The 15,999-nt window shown below is 40.6% G+C and carries 12 protein-coding genes and 1 pseudogene; 10 read left to right on the top strand and 3 right to left on the bottom strand.

The window, feature by feature from the left end; genetic code table 11:
• Positions 1-20: 20 nt before the first annotated feature.
• Positions 21-3,125 carry a glycosyltransferase family 2 protein gene (locus AB5706_RS23065; protein ID WP_148463590.1) on the bottom strand — a complete coding sequence of 1,035 codons (3,105 nt, stop codon included), beginning with the start codon at positions 3,123-3,125 and terminating at the stop codon, positions 21-23.
• A 366-nt stretch (positions 3,126-3,491) separates the two neighbouring features.
• Here AB5706_RS23065 and AB5706_RS06665 point away from each other — a divergent pair, with 366 nt between their 5' ends.
• From AB5706_RS06665 to dprA, 3 genes are all read left to right on the top strand, one after another.
• Positions 3,492-4,094, top strand: coding sequence for a GTP pyrophosphokinase (locus tag AB5706_RS06665; protein ID WP_148463591.1), 603 nt, complete (start codon positions 3,492-3,494; stop codon positions 4,092-4,094).
• A 265-nt stretch (positions 4,095-4,359) separates the two neighbouring features.
• On the top strand, positions 4,360-4,686 hold the full coding sequence (locus AB5706_RS06660) for a phosphoribosyltransferase (RefSeq protein ID WP_173735418.1): 327 nt from the start codon (positions 4,360-4,362) through the stop codon (positions 4,684-4,686).
• Positions 4,687-4,699: 13 nt separating this feature from the next.
• Positions 4,700-5,425 (top strand): DNA-processing protein DprA, encoded by a 726-nt coding sequence (gene dprA, locus AB5706_RS06655; RefSeq protein WP_173735417.1) that lies wholly within the window; start codon positions 4,700-4,702, stop codon positions 5,423-5,425.
• A gap of 290 nt (positions 5,426-5,715) precedes the next feature.
• Here dprA and AB5706_RS06645 read toward each other — a convergent pair.
• A pseudogene (locus AB5706_RS06645) lies at positions 5,716-7,430 on the bottom strand (IS1634 family transposase).
• Between the two features lie 127 nt (positions 7,431-7,557).
• Between AB5706_RS06645 and AB5706_RS06640 the strand changes: the two are divergent.
• From AB5706_RS06640 to AB5706_RS23060, 5 genes are all read left to right on the top strand, one after another.
• On the top strand, positions 7,558-8,262 hold the full coding sequence (locus tag AB5706_RS06640; RefSeq protein ID WP_148463594.1) for a recombinase family protein: 705 nt from the start codon (positions 7,558-7,560) through the stop codon (positions 8,260-8,262).
• Between the two features lie 525 nt (positions 8,263-8,787).
• On the top strand, positions 8,788-9,048 hold the full coding sequence (locus AB5706_RS06635) for a hypothetical protein (protein WP_148463595.1): 261 nt from the start codon (positions 8,788-8,790) through the stop codon (positions 9,046-9,048).
• A complete protein-coding gene (locus AB5706_RS06630) occupies positions 9,045-11,147 on the top strand; it encodes a hypothetical protein (RefSeq protein ID WP_173735415.1) in 2,103 nt (700 codons plus the stop codon). Before AB5706_RS06635 ends, AB5706_RS06630 begins: the two co-directional genes overlap by 4 nt.
• Positions 11,148-11,616: 469 nt before the next feature.
• The gene (locus tag AB5706_RS06625; RefSeq protein ID WP_148463597.1) at positions 11,617-12,132 is read left to right on the top strand and encodes a hypothetical protein; all 516 of its coding nucleotides are present in this window, start codon (positions 11,617-11,619) and stop codon (positions 12,130-12,132) included.
• 228 nt (positions 12,133-12,360) lie between these two features.
• The gene (locus AB5706_RS23060) at positions 12,361-13,176 is read left to right on the top strand and encodes a type II secretion system protein (protein ID WP_148463598.1); all 816 of its coding nucleotides are present in this window, start codon (positions 12,361-12,363) and stop codon (positions 13,174-13,176) included.
• 182 nt (positions 13,177-13,358) lie between these two features.
• Here AB5706_RS23060 and AB5706_RS06615 read toward each other — a convergent pair whose 3' ends face one another.
• Positions 13,359-14,351, bottom strand: a complete 993-nt coding sequence (locus AB5706_RS06615) for a type IV pilin protein (protein ID WP_269156301.1) — start codon at positions 14,349-14,351, stop codon at positions 13,359-13,361.
• Between the two features lie 563 nt (positions 14,352-14,914).
• Between AB5706_RS06615 and AB5706_RS06610 the strand changes: the two genes are divergently transcribed.
• Positions 14,915-15,133 carry a hypothetical protein gene (locus tag AB5706_RS06610; protein ID WP_148463600.1) on the top strand — a complete coding sequence of 73 codons (219 nt, stop codon included), beginning with the start codon at positions 14,915-14,917 and terminating at the stop codon, positions 15,131-15,133.
• A 219-nt stretch (positions 15,134-15,352) separates the two neighbouring features.
• Positions 15,353-15,985: a DUF5052 family protein gene (locus AB5706_RS06605; RefSeq protein ID WP_148463601.1), complete on the top strand. Its 633-nt coding sequence runs from the start codon at positions 15,353-15,355 to the stop codon at positions 15,983-15,985.
• The last annotated feature ends 14 nt before the right edge of the window (positions 15,986-15,999 follow it).

The following is a 15,999-nucleotide window of genomic DNA, read 5'->3' as shown; positions in this document are numbered from 1 at the left end:
AAGCCTTTTTCAAACACGCTCTAGAGCATTCCCTTATCTTTATTTTTGCCAGAGCTTTGCGTCAGCTTCAATCCGGTAAGCTCGGCAGGCAATTCCAGACTTCCTGTATCCTTTAACATTCTGCAAAGAAATGCAATCTGGTGCCTGTAAGGTCTTGAGGTACTGTAGCGCTCTGGGTTAAAGGTGTCAAAAGTATAGGACGCTTTTGGCGCAGCAGCCAGAAGCGTAGCAACCGTTTTTATACTATCTGTGGAAGTGATTACGACTTCATCGAATCTTGTCTCTCCCATGCACTTCTTATATTCTTCCTTCCCCAAGTCCAAAATATGGGATAAGGGATAAAATGAGAAAAGTCCCATCCGGCTGGTGAGCACACTTGCCAGCTTCCAGCGGTTACCTTTCTCGGGATCCGGCTTCAATGGCAGGCTGGAACAGTCAGGTGATAACTGTGCCAGATATTTGGCAGAGTCTGTATTGCGGAAATCATTGTATGCAAGCCAGAATTCTTTTTCCGGTGCCTGTGCTGCCAGGGCATTAAAATCCCGAACCAGATTCTGGGAAAGCTTCCGCCCTGTAAAGAACAGGACGCGTGTGCGCGGTGCCGGTACATCATCGGAAGAAGCTGGAGCATAATAGGGCAGCGGTCGTCCGTTTAAGAGAGAATCTGCAATATCTGTGAGAAGATATTGTGGGGATTCCTCGAAAGTAGTGGCTTCTCCGGAGGAATTCTTTGTGGTCTGTAAATCATGATTGTTTTCCATTTGCAGAGAGCTTTTTTTCGAAGAATTCCAATCGTATTCCTGGGAATCGAACCCATGACCTGTATTGGAAGTAAACTGGTCGACAGGTTCAAAATGCAAAGCTTCATTTGCGGGCATCTTCTCAGAAATCAGTTCTAACTGCCTGATATATCGTACTAACTCCGGCACATTATCAAATGCAGGATATTCCGGGTGAAATACATCGCAAAGTGTGGAGTGCAGATTGCAGGAATGATTTTTTAAACAGGCTCCAGAGCTCTCGGGCAGACAGGAAGTGGTTTCCTGCAGGACAGGAGCAGCTGGTACAGTCTGATGGTCACTGGTTGCATTTTCGTGTCGAAGAAATGTACCGCACAGAAATCGTAGAATCTGTGTGCCTGTGGTGAATCTGGCAGAAAGTGCATTGTGATAATCCGATATAAAAATATCACACGCCGCAGCGAAATCCGGTACATCGAAATCTTTTGGCATTTCTTTTATATGTCTAAATTCAGAAAAATCAATTTCCCTTTCATGGTCCAGATGCAGATACAAAACCTGATGATCGGAAAGTTCACAGTCAAATATGTAGAGGGCTGCCATGAAATTCCGGAATGCCTGCTCAGTGTCTGCAATATAGGACCCTGGAAGCAGCGGTGCATACAAAATAGTCTGCATGGAATCCATCTGCAAGCTGCGGCGGAGCTTTTCCCTGTGTGATTCATTGGGAATCACCGGAATGTGGGTGGAAGAACCGATAATGTAAGGCGTTTTGCAGATATTAGCTGTCATACATTCCTGCAGGTAAATATCCCGGTTCTGTACATTGTTAAAATACAGGCAGTCTGCCATAAACATAGTATGCTGCCAAAGCCCTGTATCAGCGGTGGAATCCGGTGTGTTCAGAACGGTTTCCGGATACAGATTGTGTCCGCAGTAAAGCAACACAAACTGCCCCTCTTCCTTCCGGAAATAGTAGGGCAAAGGTCCGTCTGTGATCACGTAGCCGGAGAGTGCAAGTGCCTTGCCGTATTCTTCGCTGTCCGGGCACACCAGAGTAATATTCTCAGACAGAGCTGTGCTGTCGGAAAGATAGCGGTTCAGAAGAGCCTGGAACAAGGCATGCTTCTCCTGAGTCAGGGAGACAATGATCTGGTGTTCTCCAAAATTCCTCAGAAGATGCACAAGCAATTTCAATATCCAGGTAGGAATTTCTTTTCCACGGCTGGCTTCCAGAAGAATCTGCTCCGGATCAGGAGCAAGGCTTCCGGTATAGGCAAAGCCATAAAACTGAGAGGAAGTTTTTTCCCGGTGGATCATCTCAGCAGGCTGATAGCTGGGAGATGTTTTGTGAGAAAGCTTGTAATCCTTTATCCAGGCTTTCTGCTGCTGTACGGTCATTCCGTTGCAGGCTTCTACGAAAGAGATCATTTCCTGTCTGGAACCATAAAGACAGAGCAGTCGCCCAATATGTGGCGGAAGTGAATATCGGACATAATGATTGTTCTCCCAGTCTGGAATATTGGATTCCATATAATCGAAAAGCTCATTGATCAATTGCAGCTTCAGTTCTTTCTGGTCAGTCTCATAGTTGGTGAGAAGCTTCCAGAAACGGTAGAAAAAATGGCGCACAGCAATGAAATCCAGCTCTGTCTGATATTGCTCAAACAGCCCCAGCTTCTCCATTTCTTCCTTCATAAAAATAATGGCATTCCGGATGTGAAGGGTGGAAGGCGTGAGACGGCTGAGGAATCCTACATTTTTTCTGTAATTATAGAAGCACTGATCCACGTATCCGATGGAACGGGCTTTCACAGCCAGAAGATAGGCCACCGGAAGATCTTCAAACCGGATTCCTTCCGGGAAACAAAGTCCGTTAAACAGATCTCTGTGAATGAACTTGATCCATGGGTATGGAGAAATCGCAGGTAATTCATAAGGCTTGTCTGCAACGCGGAAGTTCTGATTATGGCAGGATGCAATGTATTCCTTACGGACTCCGGTCTCAGAGTCTACATTATAGTAACGGAAAAGAACCAGGTCGTTTCCGTCAGCGGTAGCTTTTTCATAAAGAAGTCTGCAGGCGTCAGGCTCTACGAAGTCATCGCTGTCTACAAACCAGACATATTCTCCATGGGAATGGGCAAAACCGTAATTTCGTGCCCTGCTGACGCCGTGGTTCTCTGTGGAAAATATAAAAAGCTTCTCCGGATTTAACGACTGATAAGCCTGCAGAATCTGCAGGCTTCCATCTGTACTGCCATCATTGACAGCTACGATCTCTATTTCCTCAAGTGTCTGTGCCAATAAGCTGTCCAGGCACGCGCTCAGGTATTTTTCCACGTTATACACCGGTAAAATGATGCTGACTTTAAAAGACTTCATCAAAAACTCTCTACCCCATTCCTAATTCCGATATTTCAAGTCAAAATTGCAGTTATTTCGTCAATCTTTTACCTATAATAGTACCAGTTCGACAGGGGGATTTCAAGGGGAAAAGGAAGGGAGTGAACAGTAATTTATTTGTTACTGTTCACTCCGTTCACAGTAACGCGCTTCGCGATGCACAGAAATCATGCATTCGCATGATTTCGCGCCGCAATTCTCGGGTTTTCTGTGAACTTTGTTCACAAAAAACGCCTCGCGGAACGTTACCAGTGAACAGTAACATTTATTTTCTGTTTATTTCGTTCTCACCAAATGAACACATTTATATAGTACCATGGGAAACGAGAAGGAGGGTTTTTACTTATGACTGACAAGGAGTATTATGAGCTTATTCAGCCGTATGAGGATGCGATGAAGCTATTGCTGACACGTCTGGAAGTGCTGAACCACTCTATTTATAAAACAAAGACGGGGAAACCCGTTCATAACATACAGTACCGGATCAAAAAGAAGGACAGCATTGAGGAAAAACTGGTGCGTCATGGCTTCGAGCCAACCTTGGAAAATGCCAAGGATCAGTTGCAGGATATTGCGGGGGTGCGTATTATCTGCTATTTTGTTGGGGATGTGAATAATCTGGTAAACATGTTAAAGAAGCAGCCCGACCTTATTTTCATCCGTGAGAGAAACTATATTGAGAACCCCAAGCCCAACGGTTATCGCAGCCATCATGTCATTCTCGGCGTAAATGTCTGCTGTCTGGATGCAAACGAATACTATCCGGTAGAAATCCAGCTGCGAACCATCTCCATGGACTTCTGGGCCGCCATGGAACACCGCGTCTCCTACAAGAAACAATACGACAACAAAGAACAACGTGTGGCCGAACTCCTTCAATACTCCAATATACTGGAAAAGATGGAAAAGGAGTTTGAGAAATATAATGATCATCCGGTTGAAATGTGAGTAGCAATCTGATAAAATAAAGAAAACATTTGTTCGAAGGAGGCTATAAACATGGTGTTTGTAAATGAAGCATGGAACGGAACTGGTGAAATTGTAGTTTACAGTAACTATCATAAATATTGGCTGGACAGAGAACGAAAGATAAAGAATCCATTGTTTGATGTGTTTAGCGGGAAAATATTGGATTTGAAGGATAAGAAACCATCGGCGATTAAATATTTTTACAATTTACTGGATTGTGAGATATGCCCCGGAGTAACTATTTGTGTGGTACCTTCCAGTAATGCGGAAAAAAAGAGAATCCGGAATTGGAAAACTAGGAGAAATGCTTGCTGCCAATGGAAGGGATAATAAAGTATATTTTTTAAGAAGAAGCCATTCAATCAACAAGCTTGCAACAGGAGGAAGCAGGAATCTGTCAGTTCATATGCAGTCTATTGATACGGTAGAGGATATAGACATAAGCGCAGACATTGTATTATTGATGGATGACGTAACTACAACTGGAAACTCTCTGTATGTCTGCAAAGAAATTTTATTAAATCGTGGAGCCGCTAATGTAGAAATGTTTGCATTGGGTAAGGCAATATAAAATGGAAAAGCTTATGGAAGAAAAGAAAACAACACTATGGCAGGAAATAAAAATCTGTCGAGTTGATGAAACAAATTATCCACATGATTTGAAAAAAATAAAAGACCGGCCAGAGGTTTTGTACTATAGAGGAAATATTGATATTTTGAATGAGCATAAAAGTATTGCGGTTGTAGGATCACGTAAGATATCGGCTGTAGGTGCTAAGTTGGCTTATAATGCGGGCAGTATTATAGGCAAAAATGGTTTTAATCTTGTAAATGGTCTTGCACTTGGCTGTGATGCAGAAGCTCTAAAGGGGGCTCTGGCAGCAGGGGGGAAATGCGCAGTGGTTCTTCCTTGCGGAATAAATGAAATATATCCGAAATCTAATCAATGGATTGCAGAAGAAGTTTTAAAGCAGGGCGGATGTCTTATTAGCGAATATCCCGAAGGAACAAGACCTGAGAAATATCGTTTCGTGCAGCGCGACCGACTTCAAAGTGGCATGTCTCAGGGGGTTCTGGTAGTAGAAGCTATGGAAAAAAGTGGTACTATGCATACTGCAGAGTATGCAAAAAAACAGAATCGCCGCCTGGCTTGTTATTATCACGGTTTGTTGAAATATTCTACAGGAAATAATGTTTTGGAGAATTTATATCAGGCAGCAGTGATTAAAACCAATGAGGATTTAGAGAACTATTTATGTGAAATTGCAGATATAGAAGAATATACGCAATTGAGTTTTGATTTTGTATAACTATTTCCCCACGAGAAACAGAAAAGCAGCATTGTTTCTCGTGGGAATTTTTATGTTCTGTTTTAGTACAAATTTTATTGAAAAATATTCTACATCATTTCTACTTTTTTATCTTATTTTTTGTACGGAATAAATGGCAAAAATGCCGTAGTTCGCATACTCTTTTCATATTCTAACAGTTGCGAAAGACCCTGACTTTTGCAGCTAAATGGATATAAAACACCCGTCAAACCCAGTAAATACAGGGCTTGGCGGGCTTTCTGCTTTGTCAGATTTTCATGGTGTTTTTTCTATTTTTGGGTCTTTGCTAAAACTTTTTTTATTTCCCCTAGCGTACGGATACGTTTTCCAAAATCAATATCTGTAACTCTTTCGATATCTTTTAAAACTTCATCGTAATAATCAAACAGATAATAGTTTTGCTGGATTAGGCTGCATTTGGCTTTTGACAGAGATTCCAAAATAGTTCCGATGCTGTATTTTCGCTCCAGTTTATTTTCCAGTATTCTAGCGATTGTCAAAGCTACAAAACAGGTAAGGAAATGTGCTTCGATATGTTCTTTTGTCCAGACATACACGGGTCTGGCTTCCAGTTCACTTTTGGTTACTTTAAAAGATTCCTCAATTCTCCATAAACCTCGGTACATATCGATAATCTCGTCGTCAGATGTCTCCATTTCGCTGGTTAAGAGCATGTAGTAACCATCCAGTGATTCTTCCTCCCGGATTTTGTCCTCATCAATGTCCAGCCCAGAAGAGGCGGTAAGGATTTCTCCGGTTTCTTTGTCATAGTCTATTTTTTGACATATTTTGCAGCACCATAAGACGTGGCTCTTATATAATTCCCTGGATTTTTTGCCAGGTCTCTTGCTTTTGTCAGTGCAGCTTCACGCTCTGCTTTTGCTCGTTTGGCATATTTTTCACTCCAGAAGACAACCTGTTTCTCATTTACCTGCTTTTTTATTTTTTTGCCCGAAACAGAGGATACTTGGATTGTTCTTGGAGACTTGCGGGATTTCCGCTTGTATTCTGTACCAAGCCATTCATAACCTTCCTGTTCCAGAACATAGTCCTTGATGCTTTTTTCTGCGCCCCGGATGGACATACTGAAAACATATCCGTCATGAGTGGGCGTGTTGATCGTGTACCAGATGTTATCACCTGTTGTCATTCCTTTGTCAGCAACGGAAATGACTCTGCCAAGATCAAACTGCTTTTTGATGCGTCCAAAGTTAGGTCTGTAGGTCAGACAGTCATTGGTATTTCCGGGAAAAAGTTCATAAGTAATAGGAATTCCCTGATTATCCATGAAAAGTCCCATCTGCACAATTGGATTTGGACGATGTTCTTTTGAAACTCCTTTACGGAGAAAATCGGTTTGCTCATCTGTCTCAAAATAGTAGTTTGTAACATCATAATAGATGAGGCTGGTATCCCTGCCATAATTCTCTTTGATATGGTCATTTAGCCAGATCTGCAAGTTTTCTTTATGTTTGTCAAGGAAAGACAGACAGCGGTAAACATCGTCTAAAGAGTAGTCTGTTTTCTCAAAGAAATGTTCCCGATCATCATAGGAAGATTTCTTTGAAGCAGGGAAAAGAAGTCTGGAATAGACCAGCATCTTCATGATGGTATTGGCATCATACTGTTCTTTTGAGCGGCGCTGCCGGTTCGTTAGGAAAGTATGGAGACCGAGCTCATGGTAGATCTGGCTCAGTGCAGCATAGCCAAAGTTTTTTCTCAGCTTGTCACCTAAACAAAGGCGATCAGAATCGTAAAAAGTAAAGTGGATGGGAGCCTGTCTGGCTGCTTTTTCAGCTTTTAGCGGCTCGACTCTTTTTTGAAAGTGAGCAATAGGGTCATCATATTTTTTTTCTAATTCGTCTAGCCGGCCAATAGATTCTACTGTTTTCTGGCGGGAGCATTTCTTAGCTTTATCGTAATAGGTGTCAACAATGGAAAGGCGAATCCGACCATTCAGGTTTGGTGTTTTTTTGAGGTACATAGCAAGCACTCCGTTTCGTATAATATTTATTGCACCACAAAACGATACAAAACGCTAGTAAAATATGACGAAATTTAAAAATAAAAAAAGCCTGAAAGCAAGGAAACAAAAGGCTTTCAAGCGATAAGTGAGCATATGTTACTGCAAAACTGTGGTGCATGGCGAATCTCGTTGGGCTGCGGTTTCGGTCGTTCGCATCCTTCAAAATGAAAAGTACAAGGGAGATCTGCTTATGCAGAAGTATTATATCCGGGATTTTCTTACGAAAGAGCTGGAAAAGAACGATGGAAAACTGACACAGTATTATGTGGAAAATGATCATGAAGCAATCATAGAGCGGGAAATATGGGACGCGGCACAGCTGGAAATCAACAGAATCAAAGAGTTTAAACGGAATCATCAGATCCGGGAATTGGGAAGCAGCAGTCTGGAACCTTTTTATGGAAAAATTTTTTGTGGGTGCTGTGGCGGAAGGATGGTGAAGAAGAGTAGAAAAAGTGTGTGGCGTTGCATAAATTCCGGCAAAGAAAAGGGTGGATTTTGTAAAGCCAAGCCTGTTGAGGGGCATAAGATGGAAGAATACGTAAGCGCTGCCTGGGCACAGCTGGTATCCCAGAGAGAAAATCTTCTGTCAGGTTGGGAGAAAGATATTGCTCAGGGAAATGCCCTGGAGCGCTTACGCGCAGCACAGATGAAAGAGCTGACCGAAAAGTATCCTGACTGGTTCCAGGTGGCGAAGAATACGAGAATGGTGATCGGGGAAATTATAATTGGGGGTGATAAGGGGTGTGAGATTTTGTTTATGGATGGCGTAAGGCTGGTGACGGATTAGAGCGTGTTTGAAAAATCATTCCCGTTACCAGGGGAATAGGCTGTGAAGAAAGAAAGCAAAAGAATTTAGCAGACTTTCGAAAAATACTTGTAAATCAAGAACTTCAATGTTATTATGATAAAAAGCATATTTCTCATATAGTTCAAGGCATATCCGCCATCTGATTTATCTAATCACACATCAGAAATCCATGCTTTTTACCCATTAACGAAGAAGAGCAGGAGTTCTGAATGAAAGGTATGTATGCTTAGCTTGTCTTTTCTGACTCCTGCAAAGAAAAGGAGGACCAGCCTATGGTAAACAGAAACTACAAGGTCACGATATTCCGGATGCTATGAAGGCAGTAACAGGGAATTGATGGAACAGTGCCAGATACTAAGGGAATATGCAATATATGTAGCGCGGGTTCGTAAATATGCAAAATATATGCAACTGGAAACAGCTGTAAAAAAAGCTGTAGATGAATGTATTCAGGAGGAAATTCTGGAAGAATTTCTTCGGAAAAATAGAGCGGAGGTTATCGCAGTGAGTATATTTGAATATGACAAAGAAGAGGAAGAACGTAAACTGAGAAAAGCTGAGTTTGAGGCTGGTGAGCAAAGCGGAATACAAAAAGGAATACAAAAAGGAATACAAGAGGGAATACAGGAAGGAAAGGAATTGAAAACAAAAGAAATTGTCAATTCGTTACTTCAGGATGGAATGGGCATTGAAAAGATTGCGGCTTTACTGAAAATTAGCAAAGAACATGTTTTGGAATTAGCAGGAAGGAGCAAAAATTTATGAAAAAGAATTACCACCTCCACCGGCTGATTCGTTTTTGCCTGATGATTTCCCTGCTTCTGCTGTGCAGTGCAAGCCAGGTATTTGCTGCAGCAAAGGTAAATCTGAAAAACACCAAAATCAAATTATCAGCCACCAAACTCACCTACAATCAAAAAGTCCAGCGCCCGAAGGTAAGCGTCACCTATAAGGGCAACGTCCTGAAAGAGAAGAAAAACTATGTTCTGAAATATTCCAAGGGCTGCAAAAAGGTAGGCACCTATACGGTTCAGATTATTGGAAAAGGTGCTTATGCCGGAAACGTGAAAAAGCAGTTTACCATTTTGCCTCCAAAGACCCAGGTAATGGGTGGTTATGTTGGAAAAAAGACTGTCAGTGTGATAATAAAAAGGCAAACCGCTCAGACCAGCGGTTACCAGCTGCGCTATGCCACAAATTCCAAATTAAAAAATGCGAAAACCATAACAGTCAAAGGAAACAAAAACAACACCGTTTCCCTCAATGGACTGAAAGCCGGAACTACATATTATATGCAGGCCCGTACCTACATGGCCATTAAAGGAAAGAAATATTATTCCAAATGGTCTTCCACGGAACATTGTAAAACAAGCGGAAAGTCAAAAGGAAATACTTCAAATACAACGCCTACCCCTAAGCCGGTTCCGAAATTAACGCTCGAAGAGGGAAAAGCAAATATAACCCTGGAAAGCGGAAGATATTATGAGATTGAAACGTCAAATGGAATCAAAGACATTAATATTTCTGATCCGGCTGTTGTATATTCCACAGATGAAGCTGAAGGCGGAAATAGCCGCTTATTTGCGACACTTGAGCCTGGGAAATGCGTGATTACCATCACGGATATTTATGGACAAAAAATTACTTCCACGGTTTCAGTTACCCAGAAGCTATACAATCCGCATATTGAGACTTCTTATGTAGTGACATCTGAAACCGTTGACAGCACACTTCCTGTTCCCACCATCAAGTCAATAGATTATGGTGACGGATGGGTGGATGTGAACTGCCCGGGAACTTTTTCCCAGTCAGATCCCTATGTTGGTTACGAAGGTTATCTTTCTTACAATGATAAATTTGCATACAGTGTTCAGGATATGCGAACAATCGGTGAAGATGACGGGATAGGAAGTGTGAGTTTCTATTATTTAGACTCAGGCCGCAGTTACTATACAAAAGTACGTTCTTACACCATCCGCAATAATGTAAAAGTCGTTGGACCGTGGAGTGAAATCCGTAAAGTGGATTTGCCAATATATGATACGAAAGGCACAACACCTGCTAAATATACATATGAAATTTATGGTCTGGACAAGCAGAAAGCAGATATCTACACGCATTGTATCAAACCTCTTTTTATAAAAACAGACAATCCGGATTTAAATTCTTTTGGCTTGCTCTGTAATGGAAAAAGCCCTTTGATAAATGTGTATTCAGGTGGAACAACGCATATATATGATGATATTCCTTATGAAAACGGCGATTCCGAGACAACTTCCCTGAAAAAAGTAAAAGGCGGTTATATCGGATATGTAGATTTTGAAAAAGCAGGAACATACAATATTGAATTCCGAGAATACTCCATGTCTGGTTATACGGTTGCAAAAACAGTGGCATTAAATGTGGTGGACTATGACCAGGCTGAGAAAGCATGGATGACTGACATTATCAATAAAGTTACAACTTCCGGTATGACTCCATTTGAAAAAATGGATGCTGTAAGTGATTACCTCACAGAGCCAGGTCGCTTCAAATATGTAACGGTACATGGAAATTATCTGGTATCTCTGGCAGCAGAACCTAATACTCCATTTTTTGTATCTTATCGTTGGGATTCCTGCACATCACCGGCAGCTCTTTGCGATTTTGCAAAGTTAATCGGTGGTTTTGATGATATTCACAATTGTTATGGCGATTATCAGAGAGGCACTGAGGAATGGTCACGCTGGCATTATGTGGCTAAACTTACGATAGGAAGTGAAACACGAAATTACGCCGTATGCCCGATGAGCCCAACCGGTGAAGTCGGCGAAACACAGATGATCGACCTGACAGACCTTAGTAATATGAGGAAATTTGGGTGATTTCAATTTAAATAATCCTTTTTACCGGGCAGGCCAGAAGGCATTTCTGGCCTGCTTTTCTGCACAATTCTTACGAAAATCATATACATAATCCTCAATTTTTCTGATTGACATTGCCCTTCATTAAGTCGTATACTTAATTTACTTTTACAAAAGAAAAATCTAAATCTGACCATTCGGTCAGGTAATTCCATTTCGTTATGAATATTTTGCGTGGGTATGAAATAGTTGTTGTAAAGTTATAGTTTTGTATACTAATACTTGAAAAATACAAAATATATGTATATACTAATGATAGTACAAAATGTTCGTTCTTGTATTGTACACATGACTTTATATAACTTTTTCATACAAAGAAAGGAGTGTGCATGCGGGAAAAGAACGCCACATCAATTGAGTACTTTAAAGATCCACGGCGGATAGTTGATCTTCTGAATGGAATTGTTTTTCATGGCAGGCAGCCTTTAAAATGGATGATCTGACCGGAGCAAATGATTTTCCAGAAGAACTGCAGAAATTATTTTTCGAGACACCAATGCTGCTTTTTGAAGTGTATTATTTCAAAAATATACACTGGTTCCAGACCGATTTACAACAGGTTTGTGGATTTTTGCAAAGAACGAATGACAAAACGGCTTTACGGGAGTATGTAAAGGCAAATGAAGAGGTTTTCTCCAAACTAGAAGAAGACACATTTGACCTACTTACTGTAATGTCGGGAATTAGGGCCATGAAACTTATAAAGAGAGATGTTGAAACGGTGGGAGGTGAATTTGATATGTGCAAGGCGTTTGATGATATGATGAGAGACAGCAAACAGGAAGGTATTCGTGAGGGCAGACGTGAGGGCGAACGTAAGACAGAAGAACGAATGAATGAATTAATTCAAAAGTTAGTCTCTGCTGGGCGTATTAATGATTTATTGCAGGCAAGTAATAATAAAAAGTATCGAAAAAAACTGATGGCGGAGTTGGGAATTGCATAAGGGTAAAATTGGGTGGCAGCCTTTGATAGCAGCCACCCAATTTAATTCCAGAAGAATTACAATTCTTTGGGTAAATATAGTTCAACCTCAGTATTTTCATTTATTACATTGTACTTCACGAGCTTATATGTTACTCTATTCTAAGAATCGCAATTGTATTTGACTAATTCAGGCATATACAGTACTGTCGCCGATAGGAGACATGTTCGTTTATGGAGCAAAGGAACTATGAAGAAAAAAAGAAAAGGTTTTACACTGGCAGAGCTTCTCATTGTTGTTGCCATAATAGCAGTATTGGTGGCAATAGGTATTCCCATATTTACCAGTCAGCTTGAAAAAAGCCGAGAAGCAACCGATGCCGCAAATATAAGGGTACAGTATGCACAGGTTATGGCTGAAGCAATTACAGTCGATGGAAATGTAAATATAGATGGAAAAGATTTTGAAAAAATCAATCTTAGGCAAAAACAGCCAGACTGGCAAACTGAGACAATCCCCAATAGTCTGGGAAATTTTTCTGTTATTGAAGGAATTCCCGGGACACAGGCGTGGGTAGAATATCATGCTGATACAGAAACGGTTTACATTAAGTTTGAGGGGGAAAGCCAAAATGGTGATAGCGACTCAAATGGGGAAAATAATATCCTGATAGATAGCAGTTCCTGGGATAGCACATCCGGTTGGGAGGTAATAAATGTGAAGTTTGAGAATGGAAAGGCAATTCTAACGCCTTTTTCTCATAAGGATAGTGTGCTAAAACAGGGTGGCGATGGAACGATTATGTTACAGGCGAATAAAAAATACAAACTTGTTGTTAATATAGAAGAGTGTGGCGCGAATCTAAAGGTCAGACTGTCTAATAGAAATGGCAATAATACCTACCTCGAACAAAATATTCAAAAATTGGGGAAATATGAATTTGATTATACACACGAAGAAGGGCGCGATGATGATGTTCGGATTTCTTTTGAAATTCCGAAAGGTCAAGAGGGAAAAGATTCTGTATGCATTACGTCAGTCTCTTTTATACAGGTAAATAATTGAAAACACAGTTTGAGCAGATGTTTAAAATTTGCAAACATAACCGGAAAGAGGAAGAAGAGCTTGGCATAGGGAATATGATGTTGGAAATACGGAAAAGAAAGTGACAAAACTGATCTCCTGTCAAGTCCATTGCAGTTTAATATTACAATGGACTTGAACAGGATATTTTTTTACTTCCATTTTCAGTTTTTATTATCTAATACTTTTACCCATTGAGAATTACCAACTCCATTAGGGACGCTTTGATTTGTACTAGTAGCCTTATAAATATATGTGTAACCCTGTGGATCAATATAAATATCCCCTTTTGACAAGTTATATATAACTCCGTTTATTGCATTTTTCCACGTATGGGGTGGATTTTTTGTAATCGCTATTAAATCGCCGTTTGCTCCATCAGGCGTCCAATAGTAATGTCCCTGATCTTGAGATGATCCAAGTTCTCGCCCTTTATATCCGTTTTCATTGGCTACGACATAATATTTAACATTGTTATTACTATCATGATAGCTAATAAGTTGACCATAATCTAAATCTATTTTTATTGTTATTCCTGCTCCAGATGCAGGTTCGCTTGGCCAATTATAACTTCCCCATTTATTTACAACTGAATCAACGTCTGTAATGGTATTATCTGGTATAGTAGGAGTTGGAGTTTCTGTAGGAAATATCGGTTGTGTTGGTACAGGAGTTAAAGTTGGATTATTACCATTATCCGTTCCCCCAGTCCAATAAAATGAAACATATTCATTCCCTGTACTTGTCTGTGGATGATATGTAATTTCACAATATCCTTTTGGTCCAGGAATACCTTTCCAATATGTGTCTCCGGCATTCGAAGATACTCCACCGATGGTAATCGGCAACGGTGTTTGCCAGTCATCTTTCTGTTGCTTTAGAGGCGTTACCATAATAGAATAGGTACCATCCATTTCTTTGTATATTTTCTGTCCGCTGTCTTTCGTATACGTAGCACTGGTATCCCCCGTAATCGCCGCCATCATCACTTCCGCATAAGCCGACCTAACATCAGAAAGATCCACCGCTTCACGGCTTCTTTCAAGTTGGCTTGTAAAGATGGGAATGGCGATGGCAACCAATACACCAATTATTGCCACAACGATTAAAAGTTCTGCCAGCGTAAAACCTCTGTCAGACTTCAATTTTCTTTTCATAAACATCCCTTTTTCTTATATATTTGGTGATAAAAAGCATATTCTTTCTTTTTAATGATAGCATATAGCCTTTTAGAAATCCATTTGCATTTTCGACAAAATAAGTTGTAATTTTCGTAACATTTGCGAATCAAACAAAAAGACAATAATTATCCAAAACAAGATATCAACTAATATAAAATTTTTTGCACAAGCTGTGCTTGAAAGCCAGTAATTCATATTTTTTGATGCTTTTGAGTGAAACAAAATAAAGCACTTGAAAACTTTAGAATACAATGCCATTATAATAAAAAATATATATTTAATATAATCTATAACATATCTTATATCCGATTTATCTAATCGCATTTCAGAAATTTATGCTTTTAAATCCGTTGAAAATGAAAAAAGCAGGAGTTCTGAATGCGATTGCTGAATGTTAAATGAGGTATGTATTTTCAGACGCCTGTCAGAAGAAAAAACACCGGGCAACCTATATGCCGAACATACCGTTGCGAGATTTTTTTATATATCAGCTGAAATTGAGCAAACAGGAAGTACGATCCAAAGGAGGCGGATTTGACATGTGTAAAGCGATTAAAGAGATGCTGCGAGTTAGTAGACAGGAAGGAGAACAGGAAGGGCGCCAGGAAGGGCGTCAGAAAGGACGATTGGAAGGGCAAGATGGAATGGCGACCTTGAGTGAGAAACTTATTTTGGCAGACCGTGTCAGCAAGCTGTTAAAAGCAAGCACCGATCGGGAGTATCGAAATAAGTTACTGGTGGAGTTTGGTTTGGCGTGAGAATGGCGCTAAATCATGTGAATACATGATTTCTGTGCGTCGCGAAGCGGCTGTTGGTCTCGGCGTGAACAGATAACCTGAACTAAAATAATTTAAAACGTGGGACAGTGATTCATCTTGTGTTCTGTGATTTGTCATGCTACTATAAATCTGTAAGTATCTTTTGATTCAAGTTATAGCAGAAGCATATCAAACATAAAATACATGGAGAGAAGAAAAATGCAAAAGAAAAAGAAGAGGACATTTGCAGCCCTTTTGACCGCAATTCTGGTAGTTGCGCTCACTGGCTGCAGTAAACTGGGGTCCATTATTAATGAAATTCATGGCTCATTGATCGGAAACAATTATACCGTATATACCTATGATAATTATGGGAATCAGACCTTGAAAACCTCTGGAAAGAAAATCAGCATTACCGGAAATAAAATCGAAACCGTCAGCTATGACAGCGATGGAAGAGCAGTAACCGGCTATGATCTGTCTTCAGTAATCACCATTACCATTGATGGAAAAGAAATCGAAAGCTGCGGAGATACCTGTGTATTTGTGCAGAATGGGCTGGAACCGGAGGTGGATTTCTCATTGGACGAGGTCAACAGTAACGGTGGGAACGGAATCACGGATAATGCAGCTCTGGCAAGGGTTTTGAACCGGTACAAAAATGATTTCGGCAAATCCAGGGTTGTGGTCATCAAATCCCAGCTTGGACAGCCTATCGCCGCATTTTCCGGGGATAATGTCTATTGGGAAATTCCGGACGATCTGCCGAAAATGACAAAGCTTATGGTCGATGGGAAGGCACTGTACATACACCGGGCGAACTACCAGATTATTGATAAAGACCTTCTTTAAAGATAAGTGCATAT

The organism is Ruminococcus sp. RTP21484sp1_RTP21277st1_D2_RTP21277_210401 (assembly GCF_040924225.1).
Lineage (GTDB): Bacteria > Bacillota > Clostridia > Lachnospirales > Lachnospiraceae > Blautia_A > Blautia_A faecis.
This window is presented reverse-complemented; position numbering and strand designations above follow the sequence as displayed.

Excerpts from the sequence above, each read along its gene's own strand:
- AB5706_RS06625 (WP_148463597.1), top strand. The coding sequence starts at position 11,617 with ATGGATGATCTGACCGGAGCAAATGATTTTCCAGAAGAACTGCAGAAA.
- AB5706_RS06630 (WP_173735415.1), top strand. The coding sequence starts at position 9,045 with ATGAAAAAGAATTACCACCTCCACCGGCTGATTCGTTTTTGCCTGATG.
- AB5706_RS06615 (WP_269156301.1), bottom strand. The coding sequence starts at position 14,351 with ATGAAAAGAAAATTGAAGTCTGACAGAGGTTTTACGCTGGCAGAACTT.
- AB5706_RS23060 (WP_148463598.1), top strand. The coding sequence starts at position 12,361 with ATGAAGAAAAAAAGAAAAGGTTTTACACTGGCAGAGCTTCTCATTGTT.
- AB5706_RS06605 (WP_148463601.1), top strand. The coding sequence starts at position 15,353 with ATGCAAAAGAAAAAGAAGAGGACATTTGCAGCCCTTTTGACCGCAATT.
- AB5706_RS23065 (WP_148463590.1), bottom strand. The coding sequence starts at position 3,125 with ATGAAGTCTTTTAAAGTCAGCATCATTTTACCGGTGTATAACGTGGAA.
- AB5706_RS06665 (WP_148463591.1), top strand. The coding sequence starts at position 3,492 with ATGACTGACAAGGAGTATTATGAGCTTATTCAGCCGTATGAGGATGCG.
- dprA (WP_173735417.1), top strand. The coding sequence starts at position 4,700 with ATGGAAGAAAAGAAAACAACACTATGGCAGGAAATAAAAATCTGTCGA.
- AB5706_RS06610 (WP_148463600.1), top strand. The coding sequence starts at position 14,915 with ATGTGTAAAGCGATTAAAGAGATGCTGCGAGTTAGTAGACAGGAAGGA.